Source organism: Ancylobacter vacuolatus (genome assembly GCF_030813595.1).
GTDB classification, from domain to species: domain Bacteria; phylum Pseudomonadota; class Alphaproteobacteria; order Rhizobiales; family Xanthobacteraceae; genus Ancylobacter; species Ancylobacter vacuolatus.
The window spans coordinates 105,146-121,037 of record NZ_JAUSUH010000009.1 but is presented as its reverse complement, the minus strand read 5'-3'; the positions used below and the strand labels follow the sequence as shown (position 1 = coordinate 121,037).

The following is a 15,892-nucleotide window of genomic DNA, read 5'->3' as shown; positions in this document are numbered from 1 at the left end:
GGGCGCTCCACGGTCCGGCGCTTCAGAAGCCCATCGCGCAGCCATCCTTGCGCGGGTCGGAGCCGGCCATCAGGAAGCCGTTGGCGGGATCGCGCAGGATGATCTGCGCCCCGCCGAAGGGCTCGATGGCGAAAGTCACCTTGTGGCCGCGCGCTTCCAGCTCGGCCGGCAGGCTTTCGGGATAGGTTCGCTCGATCTCCAGCACGCCGTCATGGGCAAAGGCGCGCGGCGCATCCACCGCCGCCTGCAGGTCGAGGCCACGGTCGAGCAGGCCGGAGAGCAGTGCCGCCTGGCCGGAGGCCTGGTACTGCCCGCCCATCACGCCGAACGTGCCCACCGCCTCGCCATCCCTACGCAGCAGGCCGGGAATGATGGTGTGCATCGGCCGCTTGCCGGGCGCGATGGCGTTGGGGTGGCCCTCGATCAGCCGGAACGAGGCGCCGCGCGAATGCAGCAGCACGCCGGTCGCGGGGTCGATGCGGGTCGAGCCATAGCCGTGGAACAGCGAGTTGATGAAGGACACCATGTTGCCGTCGCGGTCGACGACGCTGATATAGACCGTGTCCTTGTGCTCGGGCTCGTCCCACAGCGCCGGCGGCAGGGCGCGTTTCATATCGATCCGCGCCGCAAGACGGCGTGCGGTCTCGCGCGAGAGCAGGGTTTCGACCGGCACCGTCATCGCCGACGGGTCGGCGAGCAGCGCGTCGCGGTTGTAATAGGCGAGCTTGCCGGCCTCGGCGTGGAGATGCACCCGGTCGGCGACCGACATTTCCTCGCCCAGGTCGAATTCGCTGAGGATGTTGAGGATCATCAGCGCCGCGAGGCCCTGTCCGTTGGGCGGGCACTCTTCCACCGTGTAGCCGCGATAGTCGCTGGAGATCGGCGTGGTGTAGAAGGCGCCGTCCTTCATCGCCGCGAAGTCGTCCAGCGTATGCAGCCCGCCCAGGCTGTTGAGATAGCGCACCACGGACTGCGCGGTCTCGCCCTCATAGAAGGCAGCCGCGCCCCGGGCGGCGATGTCGCGCAGGCGCTGGCCCAGAAGCGGCTGGGCGTGGCGGTCGCCGGCCACCAGCGGCTTGCCGTCCTTGAGGAAGAAGGCGGTGGCGTTTTCGTCCTGCACCAGCAGGGGGAAGTCGTCGGCCCAGTCGAAGGCGACGCGCTGGGTGATGGGATAGCCGTTCTCGGCATAGTCGATGGCGCGGGCGAACAGCCGGTCGAGCGGCAGGCTGGCATAGTCCGCGTGCAGTCGGGTCCAGGCGGAAATGGCACCCGGCACGGTGACGGCATGCGGGCTGGTGCGGGGAATCTCGCTGGTGAGCCCGGCCGCCTTCAGCGCCTCGATGCTGGCGGCCATCGGCGCCCGGCCGCTGCCGTTCAGCGCCACGGTCGGCTTGCCCTTGGGCGCGTAGAGGACGAAGCAGTCGCCGCCGATGCCGGTCATCGCCGGCTCGACCACGCATTGCGTCGCCACTGCCGCCAGCGCGGCATCCATGGCGTTGCCGCCGGCCTGCAACACCTCCAGCCCCGCCGCCGTGGAAAGCGGGTGCGAGGTGGCGATCGCCGCGTCGCGGGCAAAAAGGGTCGGACGGGCCGGGCCGAAGAAGTCGGTACGTTGGGTCGTGATCACGGGAGGCGTTCCTGCTCACCTGATGGACGGTCGAAGCCATACAGCTCCGCCGCATTGTCTGTCATGATTTTCGTAGCAATGGCATCGCTGCCGCACCAGTCGCGGAACAGGTCGACCAGTGCCGCGTCGTCCGGCGGGTTGCCGGGCTTGGACGGGTGCGGCCAATTGGTGGCGAACAGGCAGCGCTCCGGGGCATGGGCGATCAGCGCGCGGGCGAGCGCCGCGACATCAGCGTAACCGGGCGCGCCGAGGCGCGAGGTCTCGTAGACGCCTGACGTTTTCACAAAAGTGCGCCCATTGTCGAGCAGCCGGCGGAGGGCGACAAAACCGGGATGATCGAGGCCGACCGGCTGCAGGAACTTCCCATTATGGTCGATCACCAGTCGGCCCGGCAGGCGGGCGAGGCGCTCCGCCTCCTCGTGCAGCAGGCGCCCGTCCATCTGCATCTGTACATGCCAGCCAAAAGCGGCGGTCTTGGCGGCCAGCGTCTCGAGATCGTCCCAGCCGAGCGCCCCGCCGCCGATCATGAAGAAGCGGATGCCGCGTATGCCGAGCCCGGTCAGCCTTTCGAGTTCGTCGTCGCTCACGTCGGGCGGCACCACGGCGACGCCGCGCGCCTCCGTACCCAGCACCGCCATCGCGTCGAGCGTCGCGCGGTTGTCGAAGCCATAGACCGAGGGCTGCACAACCACGGCGCGGGTGAAGCCGAGCGTTTCGCGCACCTTCAGATAGGCGGCGATGTCGCCGCCGGCGACCGGGGGAAAGGGCGAACTCGGCGCCGGCGGATAGGTCTCCGCCGGGCCATAAATGTGCATGTGGCAGTCACAGGCGCCCGGAGGCGGCGTGAAGACCGGCGCCCGGCTGGGCAGGAGCGCGCTCATCGCGACAGCCAGTTGGGGATGCGGTGCGGGTTCCGGGCATGGATCGGCAGCCGGCCCGCCAGCATCGCCTTCACCTGCTCCACCGTCTCCATCGCCTGGAACTCCGAGGGCTCGATCATCAGCGCCGCCGAATGCGGGGTGGCGATGACATTCGGCAGGCGGGCGAGCCGCAGCGACGGCTGCTGGTCCGGCCCGTCGCCGACATCGAGCCCGGCCCCGGCGATGGTGCCCGATGTCAGCGCCGCCTCCAGCGCGTCCTCGTCAACCAGTATGCCGCGCGAGATGTTGATGAAGAAAGCGTCGCGGCGCATTTTGGCGAAGGCGCCCTCATTCATCATCCGCTCGGTTTCCGGCGTCGCATAGGCGGCGCAGACGACGAAATCCGGCTGGGAGAGCACCTCGTCCAGCCCCACCGGCATCACCGCGCCATTGTCGAAACGGGCATAGGGATCATGCACCGTGACCTTCATCTTGAAGGCCAGCGCCAGCTCGACAATGCGCCGGCCGATCGAGCCATAGCCGATCACCCCGACATGGGCGCCGGCCAGCTGCCGGCCGAACACCATGGCGTGGGAGGCCTCGCCCGCATGGTAGCGCTCGGCATCCCGCGTGATGTTGCGGGCGAGGTCGAGCATCAGGGCCAGCGCGTGCTCGGCCACCGCGTCGGCATAGCCTGAGGAGCAGTTGCAGACCAGGATGCCGGCCTCGGAGGCGGCGTCGACGTCGATATTGCGCATGTCGACGGCGCAGCGGGTGAACAGCTTCACGTCCTTCAGCCGCTCCATCACCGCGCGCGGGCCGGCTGCGAGGCGGTCTGATATGACCACCTCGCAGCCCTCCGCTGCCTTCACGAGGGCGTCTCCCGACAGGGGCTCATTACTGTCGTTCATCACCAGCTCGATCGGCAGTGCCTTCAGGGCGTCGACGGCCCTGTAACCATAGAAATGCTTGAGCAGGTCGTGGTTATGGGTGAGCAGCACGCGCATGTCGGTCATCCGTTTCCGTCGGTCATGCCGGCGACGATGTCGGCCGGCAGCTGCGCCATCACCCAGCGATTCATCGCCAGCACCATGTCGTCGCGCCAGGAGAGCGGGCCGGGGCGGGCGAGGCAGGAGGACAGGCCGACCTGCTGCTTCTCAAGGATGTCGACATCCTCCATCGCCACCGCTTGCCAGCGCTTGTAGTAGGGCGTGGCGCGCTCTTCGAAGTCGGGCAGCTCGGTATAGGCCCGGGGAAAGCAGCCGCCGACCGAAAGCACTGACCTGTCGACCGAAATCGGTCGCACGGCCAGCCACCACATGCAGTCCTGCGCGTAGACGAACTGCACGGTCGGCTCGATCACCGTGAAGAAGGTGCCCTGTTGCGCCTGCTCCGACAGGCCCTCAATGGCCGGGAAAGGCGGCTCCTGGCCGAGCACGGCGATCGACCGTTTGGCCTGAACCTGGATCACATGCCAGTTGCCAAGTGTCGGAAAACTCACGGATCTCTGGGCGCCGACGGTCGCGGCATGGACGATGCCGGTGTGGTAGGTCTCCATGGCGTTTTCGAGCAGCAGCTTCCAGTTGCAGCGCGTCTCGATCTCCATGTGCCAGGTCTTGACCATCTCGCCGAGCCGGTGGCTGCCGACCAGCTCCGGCATGTTGCCGAGATGGGTCATCAGGTCGGGGGCGTTGTCGTCGTAATTGAGGAAGACCGAGCCTTCCCACATCTCGAGGCGGATCGGGATGAGGCCGTGCGGCGGCTTCTCGAATTTCGGCACTTCGCGCATGCCCGGCGCGCCGGCCAGCGTGCCGTCGAGGCGGTAGTTCCAGGCGTGGTAGGGGCAGGTCAGGTTCTTCGCGTTGCCGCAGCCTTCCATGATGATGGAGGCGCGGTGGCGGCAGACATTGGCGAAGGCGCGCAGCACGCCATCCTCGCCGCGCACCAGCAGCGCCGGCCCGCCGACGCTGTCCAGCGCCTTGAAGTCACCCGGGTTCGCCACCTCTTCCACCCGCCCGGCGAAGAACCAGTTCTTGAGGTGGATGTGCTCCACCTCGGCCTTGAACACGGCCGGGTCGGTGTAGAACCGCGTCGGCGCGCTCTTGGCGTCGCCGAGCGGCGGCTCGGACCAGACATAGGGTTCGGGAACCAGCGTCGTTTCCAGACTCATGACGGCCTCCGTTCAGCGATGCCCGGCATTCAGGCGGTGCTCCGCCTGACCGAGCTGGACGAGATGAAGGGCGATGACGGCGACATGGCCGGCCAGCATGGCCGACATGCCTTGCACGTCATGAGGCGGGCTCAGCGTGTTGATGTCGACGCCGACCAGATCCAACCCCTTGAGCCCGTGCAGAAGATCGAACACTTCCGCCACCGGCGGCCCGCCCCAGGTGGGGGTGGCGACGCCGGGCGCGGCGGAGGGATCGAAATAATCCATGTCGAAGGACAGGTGAACGGGGCGCGTGCCGACCACCGCGCGCACCTCGGCGGCGATCGCCTCCGGCCCGCGCCGGCGGACCTCCTCGCCGGGGATCAGCCGGTAGCCCAGCGCCCGCGTATGATCATAGGCGCCGCCGACCAGCATGGTGCCGCGCGCGCCGATGTGGAAGGAGCGCTTGGCGTCGACCAGCCCTTCCTGCGCCGCCAGCGTGAAAGTGGTGCCGGTGTTGAGCTCCTCGCCGGGATAGGCGTCGGTATGGGCGTCGATATGGATCAGCACCAGCTCGGGAAAGCGCCGGGCCAGCGCCCGCAGCACCGGCAGCGTCACCGTGCCGTCGCCGCCGACGCAGAGCGGCACCGCATCGGCCTCCACCACGTCGAAAATGGCGGCTTCCATCGCCGCCATGGAGGGGCCGAGATCGGAGGCGACCACGTCGACATCGCCGAGATCCACCACGCGGCCGCCCGCGCGCGGGTCGACATCGGCGAGCGGGGGATAGAACGGGCGCACCTCGCTCGACATGGCGCGGAAGGAGGCCGGCCCCTGGCGCGAGCCGATGCGGGTGGCGTTGGTGCCGCAATCGAAGGGCAGGCCGATGACGGCGATCTGCCCGGCGCTGGCGGTCGTCGCCTGGGGCACGCCGAGAAAGGTTCCGAGCCGCATCCGGGGCGCAGCGCCAGGGTAATCCGTCATGAATCGGCTCCAAGATAGAAAGACTTCACGCGCTCTGGATCAATATTCGCGCCGCTATCCTCATGGACGATGCGGCCGAGGCGCATGATGTAGACATGGTCGGACAGGCGCATCGCCTCGACGGCGTTCTGCTCGACCAGCAGAACCGTCATGCCCTGCTTGCGGATCTCCAGAACCGTGTCGAGGATCAGGTCGATCATCTGCGGGGCGAGGCCCATGGTGGGCTCGTCCATGATGAGGAGGGACGGGCGCGACATCAGCCCGCGCGCGATCGCCAGCATCTGCTGCTCGCCGCCCGACAGCGTGCCGGCGAGCTGCGCCATGCGCTCGCCAAGCCGCGGGAACAGCGCCACCATCCGCTCAAGATCGCTTGCGATATCAACGGCATCGCCGCGCGAATAGGCGCCGAGCACCAGGTTCTCGCGCACGCTCATGCCGGCGAAGACGCGGCGGCGTTCCGGCACATGGGCGATGCCGCGCGCCACCCGCAGCTCCGGCGCCAGGGTGGTGATGTCCTCGCCGGCGAAGCGGATCCGGCCCGCCGCCAGCGGCAGAAGGCCGGACAGCGCCATCAGCGTGGTGGTCTTGCCGGCGCCGTTGGAGCCGACCAGCGACACGATCCTGCCGGGTTCCACGGTGAGGTCGATGCCGTCCACGGCGCGGATGCGGCCATAGGAAACGGCGAGCCCTGCAACCTGAAGTAGGGGCTCCGTGGGGTGGAGTGTCAGTGCAGTGGGGTGGACGATCGGTGCAATGGGGTTCATCTCGCTCACCTCGCCCGGCCGAGATAGGCGGCCTGCACCGCCGGGTCGGCCAGCACCTGTTCCGGCGGTCCGTCCGCCAGCTTGCGGCCGTATTCCAGCACCGTGAGGTGATCGCACAGCCGGCGCACCACCTGCATGTCGTGCTCGATCAGCAGCACGGCGATACCCTGTGCCCGCACCTGCCGGACGAGGTCGGCGATCTCGGCCTTCTCCACCGCGTTCATGCCGGCGAGCGGCTCGTCGAGCAGCAGCAGCTTGGGCGAGGAGATCAGCGCGCGGGCGATCTCGACCCGGCGCTGGTGGCCATAAGAGAGGGTGGTGGCGACCCGGTCGGCCACGTCAGCCCCCAGCCCGACAAACTCCAGCAGCTCATAGGCGCGCGCGATCATCGCCCGCTCCGCCGCGCGGGCGGAACGCCGGGCGAAGACGAGGGAAAGCGCATTGGCGGAAAAGCGCTGATGCGCGCCGACCAGCACGCTCTCCAGCACGGTCATGGCGCCGAACAGGCGGATGTTCTGGAAGGTGCGGGCAAGGCCGCGCCGGGCGAAGCCGTTGACGCCGAGCCCGCCGATCTCGGCGCCGTCGAACACCAGCTGGCCCTCGGTGGGACTGATGAAGCCGGTCAGCACGTTCAGCACGGTGGTCTTGCCGGCGCCATTGGGGCCGATCAGCCCGTGAATGGCGTTGCGGGCGATGGCCATGTCGAGATTACCGACCGCCTCCAGCCCGCCGAAGCGCACGGTGATGGCGCGGGCTTCCAGCAGCGGCGCGGGGGAGGGGGCGCTCATGCCGCCTCCTTCGCTTTGGCGGGCCGAGTTCCCGGCATGGTGAGGGCGACGCGGGCGCTGGCGGCCAGCCCCTGCGGGCGGAACACCATCAGCACGATGAGTACGATGCCGAGCAGGGCGAAGCGGGTTTCCGGGTAGGCCTGGACGAAGGGCAGGTCGAGCGCCAGCTGCAGGAACACGATCCAGATCAGCGCGCCGATGAACGGCCCGATAAAGGTGCCGAGCCCGCCGAGCACCACCAGCATCAGGAGCAGGATGTTCTCGAACAGCGAGAAGTTCAGCGGGCTGATATATTGCTGGGTGTGGGCGTAGAACACGCCGACAAAGCCGCCGACAAAGCCGCTGGCGGCATAGGCATAAAGCTTGTAGCGGGCGGTGGGCACGCCCATCGCCTCGGCCGCCTCCTCATCCTCGCGGATCGCCACCCAGGCGCGCCCGACATAGGAGCGCACCAGCCGGGCGATGGCGAACACGACAAGCACGGCCAGCGCCAGGGCGAAGAAGAACTGGGCGCGGGGCGAGCCGAGCGCGATGCCGAACAGGTTCGGCGCCGGAATGCCGCGAATGCCCATCGGTCCGTTGGTCAAATCCATCCAGTTGATGGCGACCACGCGCACGATCTCGCCGAAGCCGAGCGTCATGATGGCGAGATAGTCGCCGCGCAGCCGCAGGGTCGGCGTGCCGAGGATTACGGCGAAGCCGGCGGCGAGCAGGCCGGCCAGCGGCAGGTTGAGATAGAGCAGCCACCAGATATCGGCCGGGGCGACGCCGAACTGGTCCTTCAGCACCAGCACGAACAGGATCGAGGTGAGGTAGGAGCCCACCGCCCAGAAGGCGACGAAGCCGAGGTCGAGCAGGCCGGCAAAGCCGACGATGACATTCAGTCCGCTCGCCAGCATGCCATAGATCACCACCATGGTGAGGATGCGCAGCCAATAGTCGGACGGCACCAGCAGCCCGACGAGAATGGCCACCGCCAGCAGGGCGAGCGCCGCGCGCGGGCCGGCGGCGGCGGCGCGGGCCAGCCCGCCATCGACCTTGGCGAAGGCGGCGCGCAGCCAGCCGGCGCCAAACTCCGAGGCGCCGCCGAGCAGGCTGCCGCGCCCGGCGGAATTCAGCTCCGGTTTGCCCAGCAGCCCCTGCGGGCGCAGATACAGCAGCCCGACCAGCAGCACGAAGCTGATCGCGTCCTTCCAGGCGGTGCCGTTGGGCAGGTAGCCCGACCCCAGCGCCTCGACGAGGCCGAGGATGAGCCCGCCCAGCGCCGCGCCGGGAATGGAGCCGATGCCGCCCAGCACGGCGGCGGTGAGCGCCTTCAGCCCGGGCAGAAAGCCCATGCTGGAATGGGCGAAGCCATAGGTCTGCGCATAGAGCAGCCCGGCCAGCGCGGCGAAGCCCGAGCCGATGGCGAAGGCGGCGGCCACCACCCGGTTGACCGGGATGCCGACCAGCGTCGCCGCCATCTGGTCTTCCGCGCTCGCCCGCATCGCCCGGCCGAGCGAGGAGCGGGCAATGAAGGCGGACAGGCCGAGCATGGCGGCGAGCGCGGTCGCCATGACAACGAGGTCCATCACCGAGAGATAGATCGAATCGAACAGCACCACCGGCGGCAGCGTGGCGAGGTGGAATTCGGGAAAGCGCAGCTCCTCGGCACCCCAGACGGTCTGGGCGAGGCTCTGCAGCACCACGGAGACGGCGATGGAGGTGATGAGCGGGGCAAGGCGCGGGGCGTTGCGCAGCGGGCGATAGGCGATGCGGTCGACCAGCACGCCGAGCGCGCCGGTGAGAAGGATCGCGCCCGCCGCCGCGACCGGCAGCGAGAAGCCCGGCATCGGCACCACCATGCCGATGAGCCGGACCTCGGGCAGCATCAGCGACGCGGTGAGGAAGGCGCCGAGCATGAACAATTCGCCAAAGGCGAAGTTCACCAGGCGCACCACGCCGTACACCAGGGTGAAGGCCACGGCGGCGAGGGCGTAAATCGCCCCGAGCACCAGTCCGTTCGCCAGCAGCTGTCCGAGATAGTCCATTGCCTGCCTGCGTTGCCTTCCGGGGCTTCCCGTTCGAGGTCGTGGTGGCCGCGAACGGGTGTGGTTCTGCGCGGAGCGCGGGTCTTCCCTCTCCCCGGCGGGGAGAGGTGGCCCGCGTCAGCGGGTCGGTGAGGGGGTAGGTCGGCGGCCGGGCTTGCCCCTCACCCCAGCCCTCTCCCCGAGGGGGAGAGGGAGCGTGGCGCGACGCTTACGGCTGCTTGGGCGCGAGGCCGAACTTGCCGTCCTTCACCTCCAGGAAATACAGCGCGCCGGCGCGGTCGCCCGAGGGGTCGAAGGTGGTGGGGCCGGTGACGCCGGGCACGTCCTTGAGCTTGCCGAACGCCGTGTTCAGGCTCTCGCGGGTGACCGGGCCGTCCTTGGCGGCGAGTTCCACCGCCGCGCCGAGCGCCATGCCGGCGTCATAGCCCAGCGCCGCCCAGGCGCTCGGGTCTTCCTTGAAGGTCGCCTTGTAGGCGGTGAGGAAGCTCTCCGTCGCCGGGGTGGCCACCGCCGGGTCGAACATGCCGTAGACGATCATGCCTTCCGCCGCGCTGCGGCCGAGCTTCATCAGTTCGACATTGAGCGCGCCGTCGGTGGAGAGCAGCTGCGCCTTGATGCCGAGGGCGCGGGCCTGCTCGGCGATCTTCGCCGCCTCGGTGTAGAAGCCGCCGATGAAGATGGCATCGGGCTTGGCGGCGCGCACCTTGGTCAGCAGGGTGCGGAAATCCTTGGAGCCGAGCAGGTAGGATTCGGTGCCGAGGATCTTGGCGCCGTCCTTCTCCGCGGCGGCGGAGAACGCCTTGGCGACGCCGATGCCGTAATCATCCTGCTGGTTCAGCACATAGATCGACTTCAGCCCCAGCGTCTTGGCGGCATAGTCGCCCATCATCGCGCCCTGCACCGCATCGGTAAGCACGTTGCGGCGGAAATAGGGGCTGACATTGGAGAGCGCCGGGCTGGTGACGGCGGAGGCCAGAACGGGGAGCTTGCACTCGTTGAACACCGGGATGGCGGCGAGCGCGATGGAGGAGAAGGAATAGCCCATCACCACGTCGACATTCTTGTCAGAGCAGAAGCGCTGGGCGATCAGCACGCCCTCGCGGGCCTCGCCGCGATCGTCCACCGCGTCGATCTTGTAGGTGTTGCCGCCCTTCTTGTTCAGCGCGTCGACCGCGAGATCGAGGCCCTTGCGCATGTTGAGGCCGAAGGCGGCGAAATCGCCTGATAGTGCGGCGGTGAAGCCGATGGTGATCTCCTCCGCCCGCGCGAGGCCCGGGGAGGCGAGAAGGCCGATGCCGAGCATGGCAGCAGCAATGCGAGTGATCGTCATGCGAGTTCTCCTCTGGAAGAGACGGGGCGTTCGGCACGCTGCGGAAGGTTCCGGCCTTGGGGCCGTGTGGTTGGTTGGGTCGGCGTCGGGATCAGTGGAGTTCCACCGTCACCCAGGTCTCGAAGCAATAGTCGTCGGCCAGCGACATCACGCCGATCGAGGCGCGACCGCCGACGCCGATCTCGGGGCCGAACACCTGCTCGAACAGGTCGGAAAGCCCGCTCGCCACCAGATGCGGCTGGGTGAAGGAGGGGTCGCAGGCGATGAAGTTGAGCGAGCGCACCAGCCCCTTCACCCGGTCGAGATCGCCGACCGCGTCCTTGATGCAGCCTAGGCAGTTCAGCGCGGTGAGCCGCGCCGCCTCATAGCCCTGTTCGACGGTGAGATCGCGCCCGAGCCGGCCGGGAAACAGCGCCTTGCCGGCCGCGTCGACGCCGGCCGTCTGGCCGGAGAGGAACAGCAGCTTGTCGCTGAGATAATGCGGCTTCATCTTGCCGTAGAGCGTGCCGTAGTAGTCCGCCCCGCCGCCCGCGCTGGGCAGGACGAGGCCAAGTTCCGCCACGCGCCGCGTCGCCGATTGGGTCATGCTGGCTCCCTCAAGCAGGCCATTCTTACCCCGCTGATCTCCGTTCTATTTGGCGTCAAGGTCAATCGGGAAATAGCAGGGAATCCATAAAGCAAAGTTATGGCCTGCGCTTCGCCCGGGCCCCTCTGCCTCAGGATTGAGCGGGCGGCGGGTGACGAGCCGCCGCTTTCAGCGCGGCGCGACGAGGTCCTTCGCCACGGTGCGGCGGAAGCGCTCCATGAAGGTGATGGCGATGCGCGAGGGCGGGCGGGTGCTGGGACGGAACATGCCGAAGCGGTAGGGCAGGACAGGGCGGAAGGGTACAGCCACCAGCCCCATCGCCTGGAAGAAGCGGGCGGTGGCGGGATCGACCAGCGTCACCGCGCCGAGCTGCTGCACCAGCACGCAGGCGGTGCCGAAGAACTCCACCTCCGCCACCACGTTCCAGTGGGCGTGCGCCTCGAAGAACGCCTCGGCGGCGGCGATATGGGTGATGTGCTCGGGAAACAGCGTGACGAAGGGCTGGGAATCGAGCTGCTCCGGCCCGACGCAGCGCTCGCCGGCGAGGGGATGGTCGGCCCGCATCACGCACATGCACGCCACCTCGAACAGCTCCAGCGAGGCGACATGGATGTCGATCGGCAGTTCCGCGAACCCCACGTCGAAAGCGCCGATAGTGCCGAGGTCGCGCACCGCATAGGAGGAGCGGGTGATGAAGCGGGCGGTTGCGCCCGCATTCTCCCTCAGCACATCGGCGATGATCGGCGGCAGCAGATAGGTGGCGAGGCCCGGCGGGCTGGCGATCAGCAGCGTCGCCGAGGACAGGCCCTTGAGGTTGCGGGAGATGGCGAGCGTGCGGTCCATCGCGTCGAGCGTGCGCACGATGGCGGCGAAGAAGGTCTCGGCCTCGGGCGTCGCCTCCAGCCTGCCATGGGCGCGGTGGAACAGCTTCAGCCCGATCTCGTCTTCCAGCCGGGCGATGAGGTTGCTGATCGCCGGCTGCGACTTGCCCAGCAGCACGGCGGCGGCACTCATCGAGCCGTTCTCATAGACGGCGCGGAAGGCTTCGAGATGGCGGGTGTCCATCGCGCCCGTCCCTAGCGCCGGCCGTTCCGGGAGACGGCGGCCGCCATCATTTCCTCGATCCTGGCGGCAAGCGTCTCGATGGCGAAGGGCTTGGTGAGCATTTCCATATGGGTGCCGAGCACGTGCGAGCGCGCCACCGTATCCCCGGCATAGCCGGTGAGGAACAGGATCGGCAGGTCCGGCCGGTGGCGGCGCGCCACCTCGGCCAGTTCGCGCCCATTCATGCCGGGCAGGCCGACATCGGAGATCATCAGCCTGATGTCGCGGCCGGAGGCGAGTTCGACGATGGCGCCCGGCGCGTCGGAGGTCTCGATCGCGGCATAGCCGAGCTCGGCGAGAATATCGGCCACCAGCACCCGCACCGAGGCGTCATCCTCGACCAGCAGCACGGTCTGCCCCTCGCCCCCGGCCAGCCGTGCCGGCAGGTCGGCATCCGTCTCGCCGGGCGGCTCGGCGGCGGGCAGGAAAAGCTCCACCGTCGTGCCTTCGCCCGGCGCGCTGGTGATGGCGACATGGCCATCGCTCTGGCGGGCGAAGCCATAGACCATGGACAGGCCGAGCCCGGTGCCCAGCCCCACCGGCTTGGTGGTGAAGAACGGCTCGAACACCTTGCTCAGCACATCAGCCGTCATGCCGGTGCCGGTATCGGTGACGGCGATGACGACATAGCGGCCGGGCTTGGCCTCCGGCGTGCCGGCGGCGTCCTGCGCCTTCAGCACCGCCGGGCGGGTGGCCAAGGTGAGGCGCCCGCCAGTGGGCATGGCGTCGCGGGCGTTGATGACGAGGTTGAGGATGGCGCTTTCCAGCTGGTTGGCGTCGGCGGTGCCCCAGCCCACCTGTTCGTCGCAGGCGATGTCGAGCGCGACCGATTCACCCAGCGTGCGGCTCAACAGGTCGTGCAGCGAGCCGACCAGCGCATTGATGTGCACGGGTCGCGAATCCAGCGACTGCCGGCGGGAGAAGGCGAGCAGGCGCTGGGTCAGCGCCGCCGCGCGCTGGGCCGAGACCGAGGCGACCTCCAGGAACCGGTCGAGATCGTCGAAGCGCCCGGAAGCCAGGCGGCGCTTCATGATGTCGACGGCGCCGATGACGCCGGTCAGCATGTTGTTGAAATCGTGCGCGATGCCGCCGGTGAGCTGGCCGACCGCCTCCATCTTCTGCGCCTGCCGCAGCGCTTCCTCGGTGCGGCGCAGCGCCTCCTCGGCCTCGCGCTCGGCGGTGATGTCGCGGCCCACCGCCTGCAGCAGGTCGTCGGCCGCCACCGCGCTCCATTCGATGCAGCGCACACCGCCATCGCGGGCGCGCAGCTGCAGCGCGAAGAGCTGCGGCGCCGTCTCCTGGCTCAGCGCGGCCAGTATCTCGCGGAAGCGCGGCCGGTCGGTGGGCAGGATGAAATCGAGCAGGTTGGCGCCGGCGAGTTCCTCGGCTTCCCAGCCGAGGATGCGGGTCCAGGCCGGGTTGGTGGCGTTGACCACGCCGTCGAGCCGGCCGACCACCATGATGTCGGTGGACAGGCGCCACATGCGGTCGCGGTCGGCGGTGCGCTCGGCCACGCGCCGCTCCAGCGTGAGGTTGAGGCCGCGCAGCTCCGCCTCGGCCGCCTTGCGCTCATTGACGTCGCGCAGGATGGCGGTGACGAAGAACCGCCCATCGCTCGACCAGCGCGAGGCGGTCAGCTCCAGATGGCTCGGCGAGCCGTCGCGCCGGCGGGCGGTGACTTCCACCGGGCGGGTGAGGGGCGTGCCGGCGCGCACGCTCTCCCAGACGGTGCGCCAGGCGTCGGGCTCCTCCAGCAGCGCGGAGAGGGTGGTGCCGACCAGCGCCTGCGGCGCGGCGCCGAACTGGCGGGCGGCGGAGGGGTTGGCGAGCTGGACCACCCCGTCGGCGTCGAGCGTCAATATCGCGTCATGGGCGCTGTCGACCACGGCGTGGTAGCGGGCATTCTGCCGCTCGCGCAGCACCCGCTCGCGATTGGCGCTGGCGGTGACGTCGACCACCTGCACCAGGCAGAAGCCGTGCGGCTTGCCCCCCAGCGCCCGGATCGAGGTGTTGTGCACCATCGGCAGGCCGGCGCGGGTGCGCAGCGGAAACACGGCGGGATGCAGCGAATGGGTGAGCAGGCTGGCGGCGCCGGAGGCGAAGCTCTCCGCCAGGGCGGAGTGGAAGCGCGCCGGCAAGCCGGGAAACAGCGCCGGCAGGCTCTCGCCCACACACTCGGCGGCGGGGCGGCGGGTGGCGGCGGCGATCCACTCGTTCCACACCACAATGCGCCCGGCGCGATCGACGACGATGACGCCGCCATCCAGCCCGTCAACAATGGCGCGCGCCAGATGTTCGTCAGACAGGGGCATCGGCCTCAGGCGCCATTCCGCCCGCTGTGCGCTCGATGAACTCGTCGAGGAGCCCTTCCAGCGCGGCCAGCGAGGGCATGTCCATCAGCATCGCGATATAGCCGCGAATGTCGCGCTCGCGGACGGCGAAGTTGATGTAGAGGAACAGCACCACATCGCCGGAATCAGGCGGCGGCGCCAGCTCGAACAGGTCGCGGCTATCGCCGCGCAGGATTTCCGGCAGCGACATTTTGAGGCTGCGGTGCAGCATGTTGGCAATGGTCGCCAGGCAGCCATTGAGGATGATGTTGCCGGTTTCCGCCAGCGCTTCCTGTTCCAGCTCGATGATGTCTTCCAGCGGCAGCCCGCCGCCTGTCACGGCGCGGACCAGTTCCAGGCTGTTGATCTCCGGGAAGATCAGCAAGGCGCGGCCGGTGATGTCGCCCTCGAACAGCTGGTGGACGGCGACCAGCTGCTTTTCCTCGGTGGCGCCGACAATCTCGATGGCGTCGTCGCGGCTGAGCAGCGTCACCCGCGGCACGGAGAGCAGCACCTGCTGCCCCACCAGCTCGCGCAGGCTCGCCGCTGCCCGGCTGACGCCGAGATTGACCAGCTCGGTCAGCGCGTCGATCTGCAGCTCGTTGAGGGCAAGGCGGCTCTGGTCGCTCACATTTTGCCCTTGGACAGCTGCACCTGAGCGAGAAATTGGCCCAACTCGTCTTCCGTCAAGGGCTTGGAGAGAAATATCGCGCCGACATCATGCGCCTGGGCGACGATTTCCTTCTGGTGATTGGCGGAGATGATGGCCATGGCGATTGTCGGCATCAGCGCGCGCAGCTCCGCCGCCAGTTCAAGTCCGTCGCGGCCGGGCATGTTGAAGTCCAAAAGGGCGATGTCGAAAGGCTGCTGGTGGGCAAGGGCGAGGGCGTCGTCGGCATTGGCCGCCTCGCTCCGCGCCCAGTCGGGGTGGAGCTTGTTCATGGCCTTGGCGATCGCCATGCGGGCGAGCTTGCTGTCGTCGACGATCAGAACTTGGAACGGCATGGGAGGACGGCTCCGGCGGGCGATGGCGAACCCTTGGTATCCAATGTGCATCTATGCCTCAAGCCGGGCCGCGCCGCCAGCGGGCGGGCGGTTCAGCAGCGGCGCCACATGGCGGGCGAGGAAGGCGCTGGCCGGCACGCCGCGCAGCTGTGGGCGCAGGGCGAGCAGCACCTGCACCACCGCCATGTGCGCCTGTTCGCAGCCCTGCCAGTCGACGGTGGCGCCGGGTGTGGCGATGAGCAGCGCCAGCAGCGGTTCCGCCTCCTCGCTGCCGCAGGCGCCGTCGAGATAGATTGTGCCGTCGCCGGCACGGTGCACCGTCATGGCCTTACCCT

15 protein-coding genes are annotated in these 15,892 nt (G+C 68.7%); all 15 read right to left on the bottom strand.

Going from position 1 to position 15,892, the window contains the following annotated elements; all coding sequences use genetic code 11:
* Positions 1–22: 22 nt before the first annotated feature.
* The 15 genes from J2S76_RS17715 to J2S76_RS17645 all read right to left on the bottom strand — a co-directional run bounded on the left by J2S76_RS17715 (position 23) and on the right by J2S76_RS17645 (position 15,881).
* A complete protein-coding gene (locus tag J2S76_RS17715) occupies positions 23–1,627 on the bottom strand; it encodes a gamma-glutamyltransferase family protein (RefSeq protein WP_307062532.1) in 1,605 nt (534 codons plus the stop codon).
* Positions 1,624–2,508 carry an amidohydrolase family protein gene (locus tag J2S76_RS17710; RefSeq protein ID WP_307062530.1) on the bottom strand — a complete coding sequence of 295 codons (885 nt, stop codon included), beginning with the start codon at positions 2,506–2,508 and terminating at the stop codon, positions 1,624–1,626. Before J2S76_RS17710 ends, J2S76_RS17715 begins: the two co-directional genes overlap by 4 nt.
* Complete coding sequence (locus tag J2S76_RS17705) at positions 2,505–3,503, bottom strand: NAD(P)-dependent oxidoreductase (RefSeq protein ID WP_307062527.1); 999 nt, start codon at positions 3,501–3,503, stop codon at positions 2,505–2,507. Before J2S76_RS17705 ends, J2S76_RS17710 begins: the two co-directional genes overlap by 4 nt.
* Positions 3,500–4,657 carry an aromatic ring-hydroxylating oxygenase subunit alpha gene (locus J2S76_RS17700; protein WP_307062525.1) on the bottom strand — a complete coding sequence of 386 codons (1,158 nt, stop codon included), beginning with the start codon at positions 4,655–4,657 and terminating at the stop codon, positions 3,500–3,502. The genes J2S76_RS17705 and J2S76_RS17700 overlap by 4 nt, the downstream gene beginning before the upstream one ends.
* A 12-nt stretch (positions 4,658–4,669) precedes the next feature.
* Positions 4,670–5,620: an arginase family protein gene (locus tag J2S76_RS17695; RefSeq protein WP_307062523.1), complete on the bottom strand. Its 951-nt coding sequence runs from the start codon at positions 5,618–5,620 to the stop codon at positions 4,670–4,672.
* Positions 5,617–6,276, bottom strand: a complete 660-nt coding sequence (locus J2S76_RS17690; protein WP_307062716.1) for an ABC transporter ATP-binding protein — start codon at positions 6,274–6,276, stop codon at positions 5,617–5,619. The genes J2S76_RS17695 and J2S76_RS17690 overlap by 4 nt, the downstream gene beginning before the upstream one ends.
* 113 nt (positions 6,277–6,389) lie before the next feature.
* Complete coding sequence (locus J2S76_RS17685; RefSeq protein ID WP_307062521.1) at positions 6,390–7,172, bottom strand: ABC transporter ATP-binding protein; 783 nt, start codon at positions 7,170–7,172, stop codon at positions 6,390–6,392.
* Complete coding sequence (locus J2S76_RS17680) at positions 7,169–9,202, bottom strand: ABC transporter permease (RefSeq protein ID WP_307062519.1); 2,034 nt, start codon at positions 9,200–9,202, stop codon at positions 7,169–7,171. Before J2S76_RS17680 ends, J2S76_RS17685 begins: the two co-directional genes overlap by 4 nt.
* A gap of 208 nt (positions 9,203–9,410) precedes the next feature.
* Positions 9,411–10,532, bottom strand: a complete 1,122-nt coding sequence (locus J2S76_RS17675; RefSeq protein ID WP_307062518.1) for an ABC transporter substrate-binding protein — start codon at positions 10,530–10,532, stop codon at positions 9,411–9,413.
* A gap of 91 nt (positions 10,533–10,623) precedes the next feature.
* Positions 10,624–11,118, bottom strand: a complete 495-nt coding sequence (locus J2S76_RS17670; protein ID WP_307062515.1) for a RidA family protein — start codon at positions 11,116–11,118, stop codon at positions 10,624–10,626.
* Positions 11,119–11,286: 168 nt separating this feature from the next.
* Positions 11,287–12,183, bottom strand: coding sequence for a LysR family transcriptional regulator (locus J2S76_RS17665; RefSeq protein ID WP_307062513.1), 897 nt, complete (start codon positions 12,181–12,183; stop codon positions 11,287–11,289).
* Between the two features lie 11 nt (positions 12,184–12,194).
* Positions 12,195–14,534, bottom strand: a complete 2,340-nt coding sequence (locus J2S76_RS17660) for a PAS domain S-box protein (RefSeq protein ID WP_307062511.1) — start codon at positions 14,532–14,534, stop codon at positions 12,195–12,197.
* Positions 14,521–15,183, bottom strand: coding sequence for a chemotaxis protein CheX (locus J2S76_RS17655; protein ID WP_307062509.1), 663 nt, complete (start codon positions 15,181–15,183; stop codon positions 14,521–14,523). The genes J2S76_RS17660 and J2S76_RS17655 overlap by 14 nt, the downstream gene beginning before the upstream one ends.
* Positions 15,180–15,557 (bottom strand): response regulator transcription factor, encoded by a 378-nt coding sequence (locus tag J2S76_RS17650; RefSeq protein WP_307062507.1) that lies wholly within the window; start codon positions 15,555–15,557, stop codon positions 15,180–15,182. Before J2S76_RS17650 ends, J2S76_RS17655 begins: the two co-directional genes overlap by 4 nt.
* A gap of 51 nt (positions 15,558–15,608) precedes the next feature.
* Entirely contained in the window at positions 15,609–15,881 is a 273-nt protein-coding gene (locus J2S76_RS17645; protein ID WP_307062505.1) for a hypothetical protein, read from the bottom strand.
* Between the last annotated feature and the right edge of the window lie 11 nt (positions 15,882–15,892).

Bases quoted from the DNA above. Each gene is read 5' to 3' on its own strand.
- J2S76_RS17705 (WP_307062527.1), bottom strand. From the start codon at position 3,503: ATGACCGACATGCGCGTGCTGCTCACCCATAACCACGACCTGCTCAAG.
- J2S76_RS17700 (WP_307062525.1), bottom strand. From the start codon at position 4,657: ATGAGTCTGGAAACGACGCTGGTTCCCGAACCCTATGTCTGGTCCGAG.
- J2S76_RS17670 (WP_307062515.1), bottom strand. From the start codon at position 11,118: ATGACCCAATCGGCGACGCGGCGCGTGGCGGAACTTGGCCTCGTCCTG.
- J2S76_RS17680 (WP_307062519.1), bottom strand. From the start codon at position 9,202: ATGGACTATCTCGGACAGCTGCTGGCGAACGGACTGGTGCTCGGGGCG.
- J2S76_RS17650 (WP_307062507.1), bottom strand. From the start codon at position 15,557: ATGCCGTTCCAAGTTCTGATCGTCGACGACAGCAAGCTCGCCCGCATG.
- J2S76_RS17660 (WP_307062511.1), bottom strand. From the start codon at position 14,534: ATGCCCCTGTCTGACGAACATCTGGCGCGCGCCATTGTTGACGGGCTG.
- J2S76_RS17710 (WP_307062530.1), bottom strand. From the start codon at position 2,508: ATGAGCGCGCTCCTGCCCAGCCGGGCGCCGGTCTTCACGCCGCCTCCG.
- J2S76_RS17695 (WP_307062523.1), bottom strand. From the start codon at position 5,620: ATGACGGATTACCCTGGCGCTGCGCCCCGGATGCGGCTCGGAACCTTT.
- J2S76_RS17665 (WP_307062513.1), bottom strand. From the start codon at position 12,183: ATGGACACCCGCCATCTCGAAGCCTTCCGCGCCGTCTATGAGAACGGC.
- J2S76_RS17645 (WP_307062505.1), bottom strand. From the start codon at position 15,881: ATGACGGTGCACCGTGCCGGCGACGGCACAATCTATCTCGACGGCGCC.
- J2S76_RS17675 (WP_307062518.1), bottom strand. From the start codon at position 10,532: ATGACGATCACTCGCATTGCTGCTGCCATGCTCGGCATCGGCCTTCTC.
- J2S76_RS17685 (WP_307062521.1), bottom strand. From the start codon at position 7,172: ATGAGCGCCCCCTCCCCCGCGCCGCTGCTGGAAGCCCGCGCCATCACC.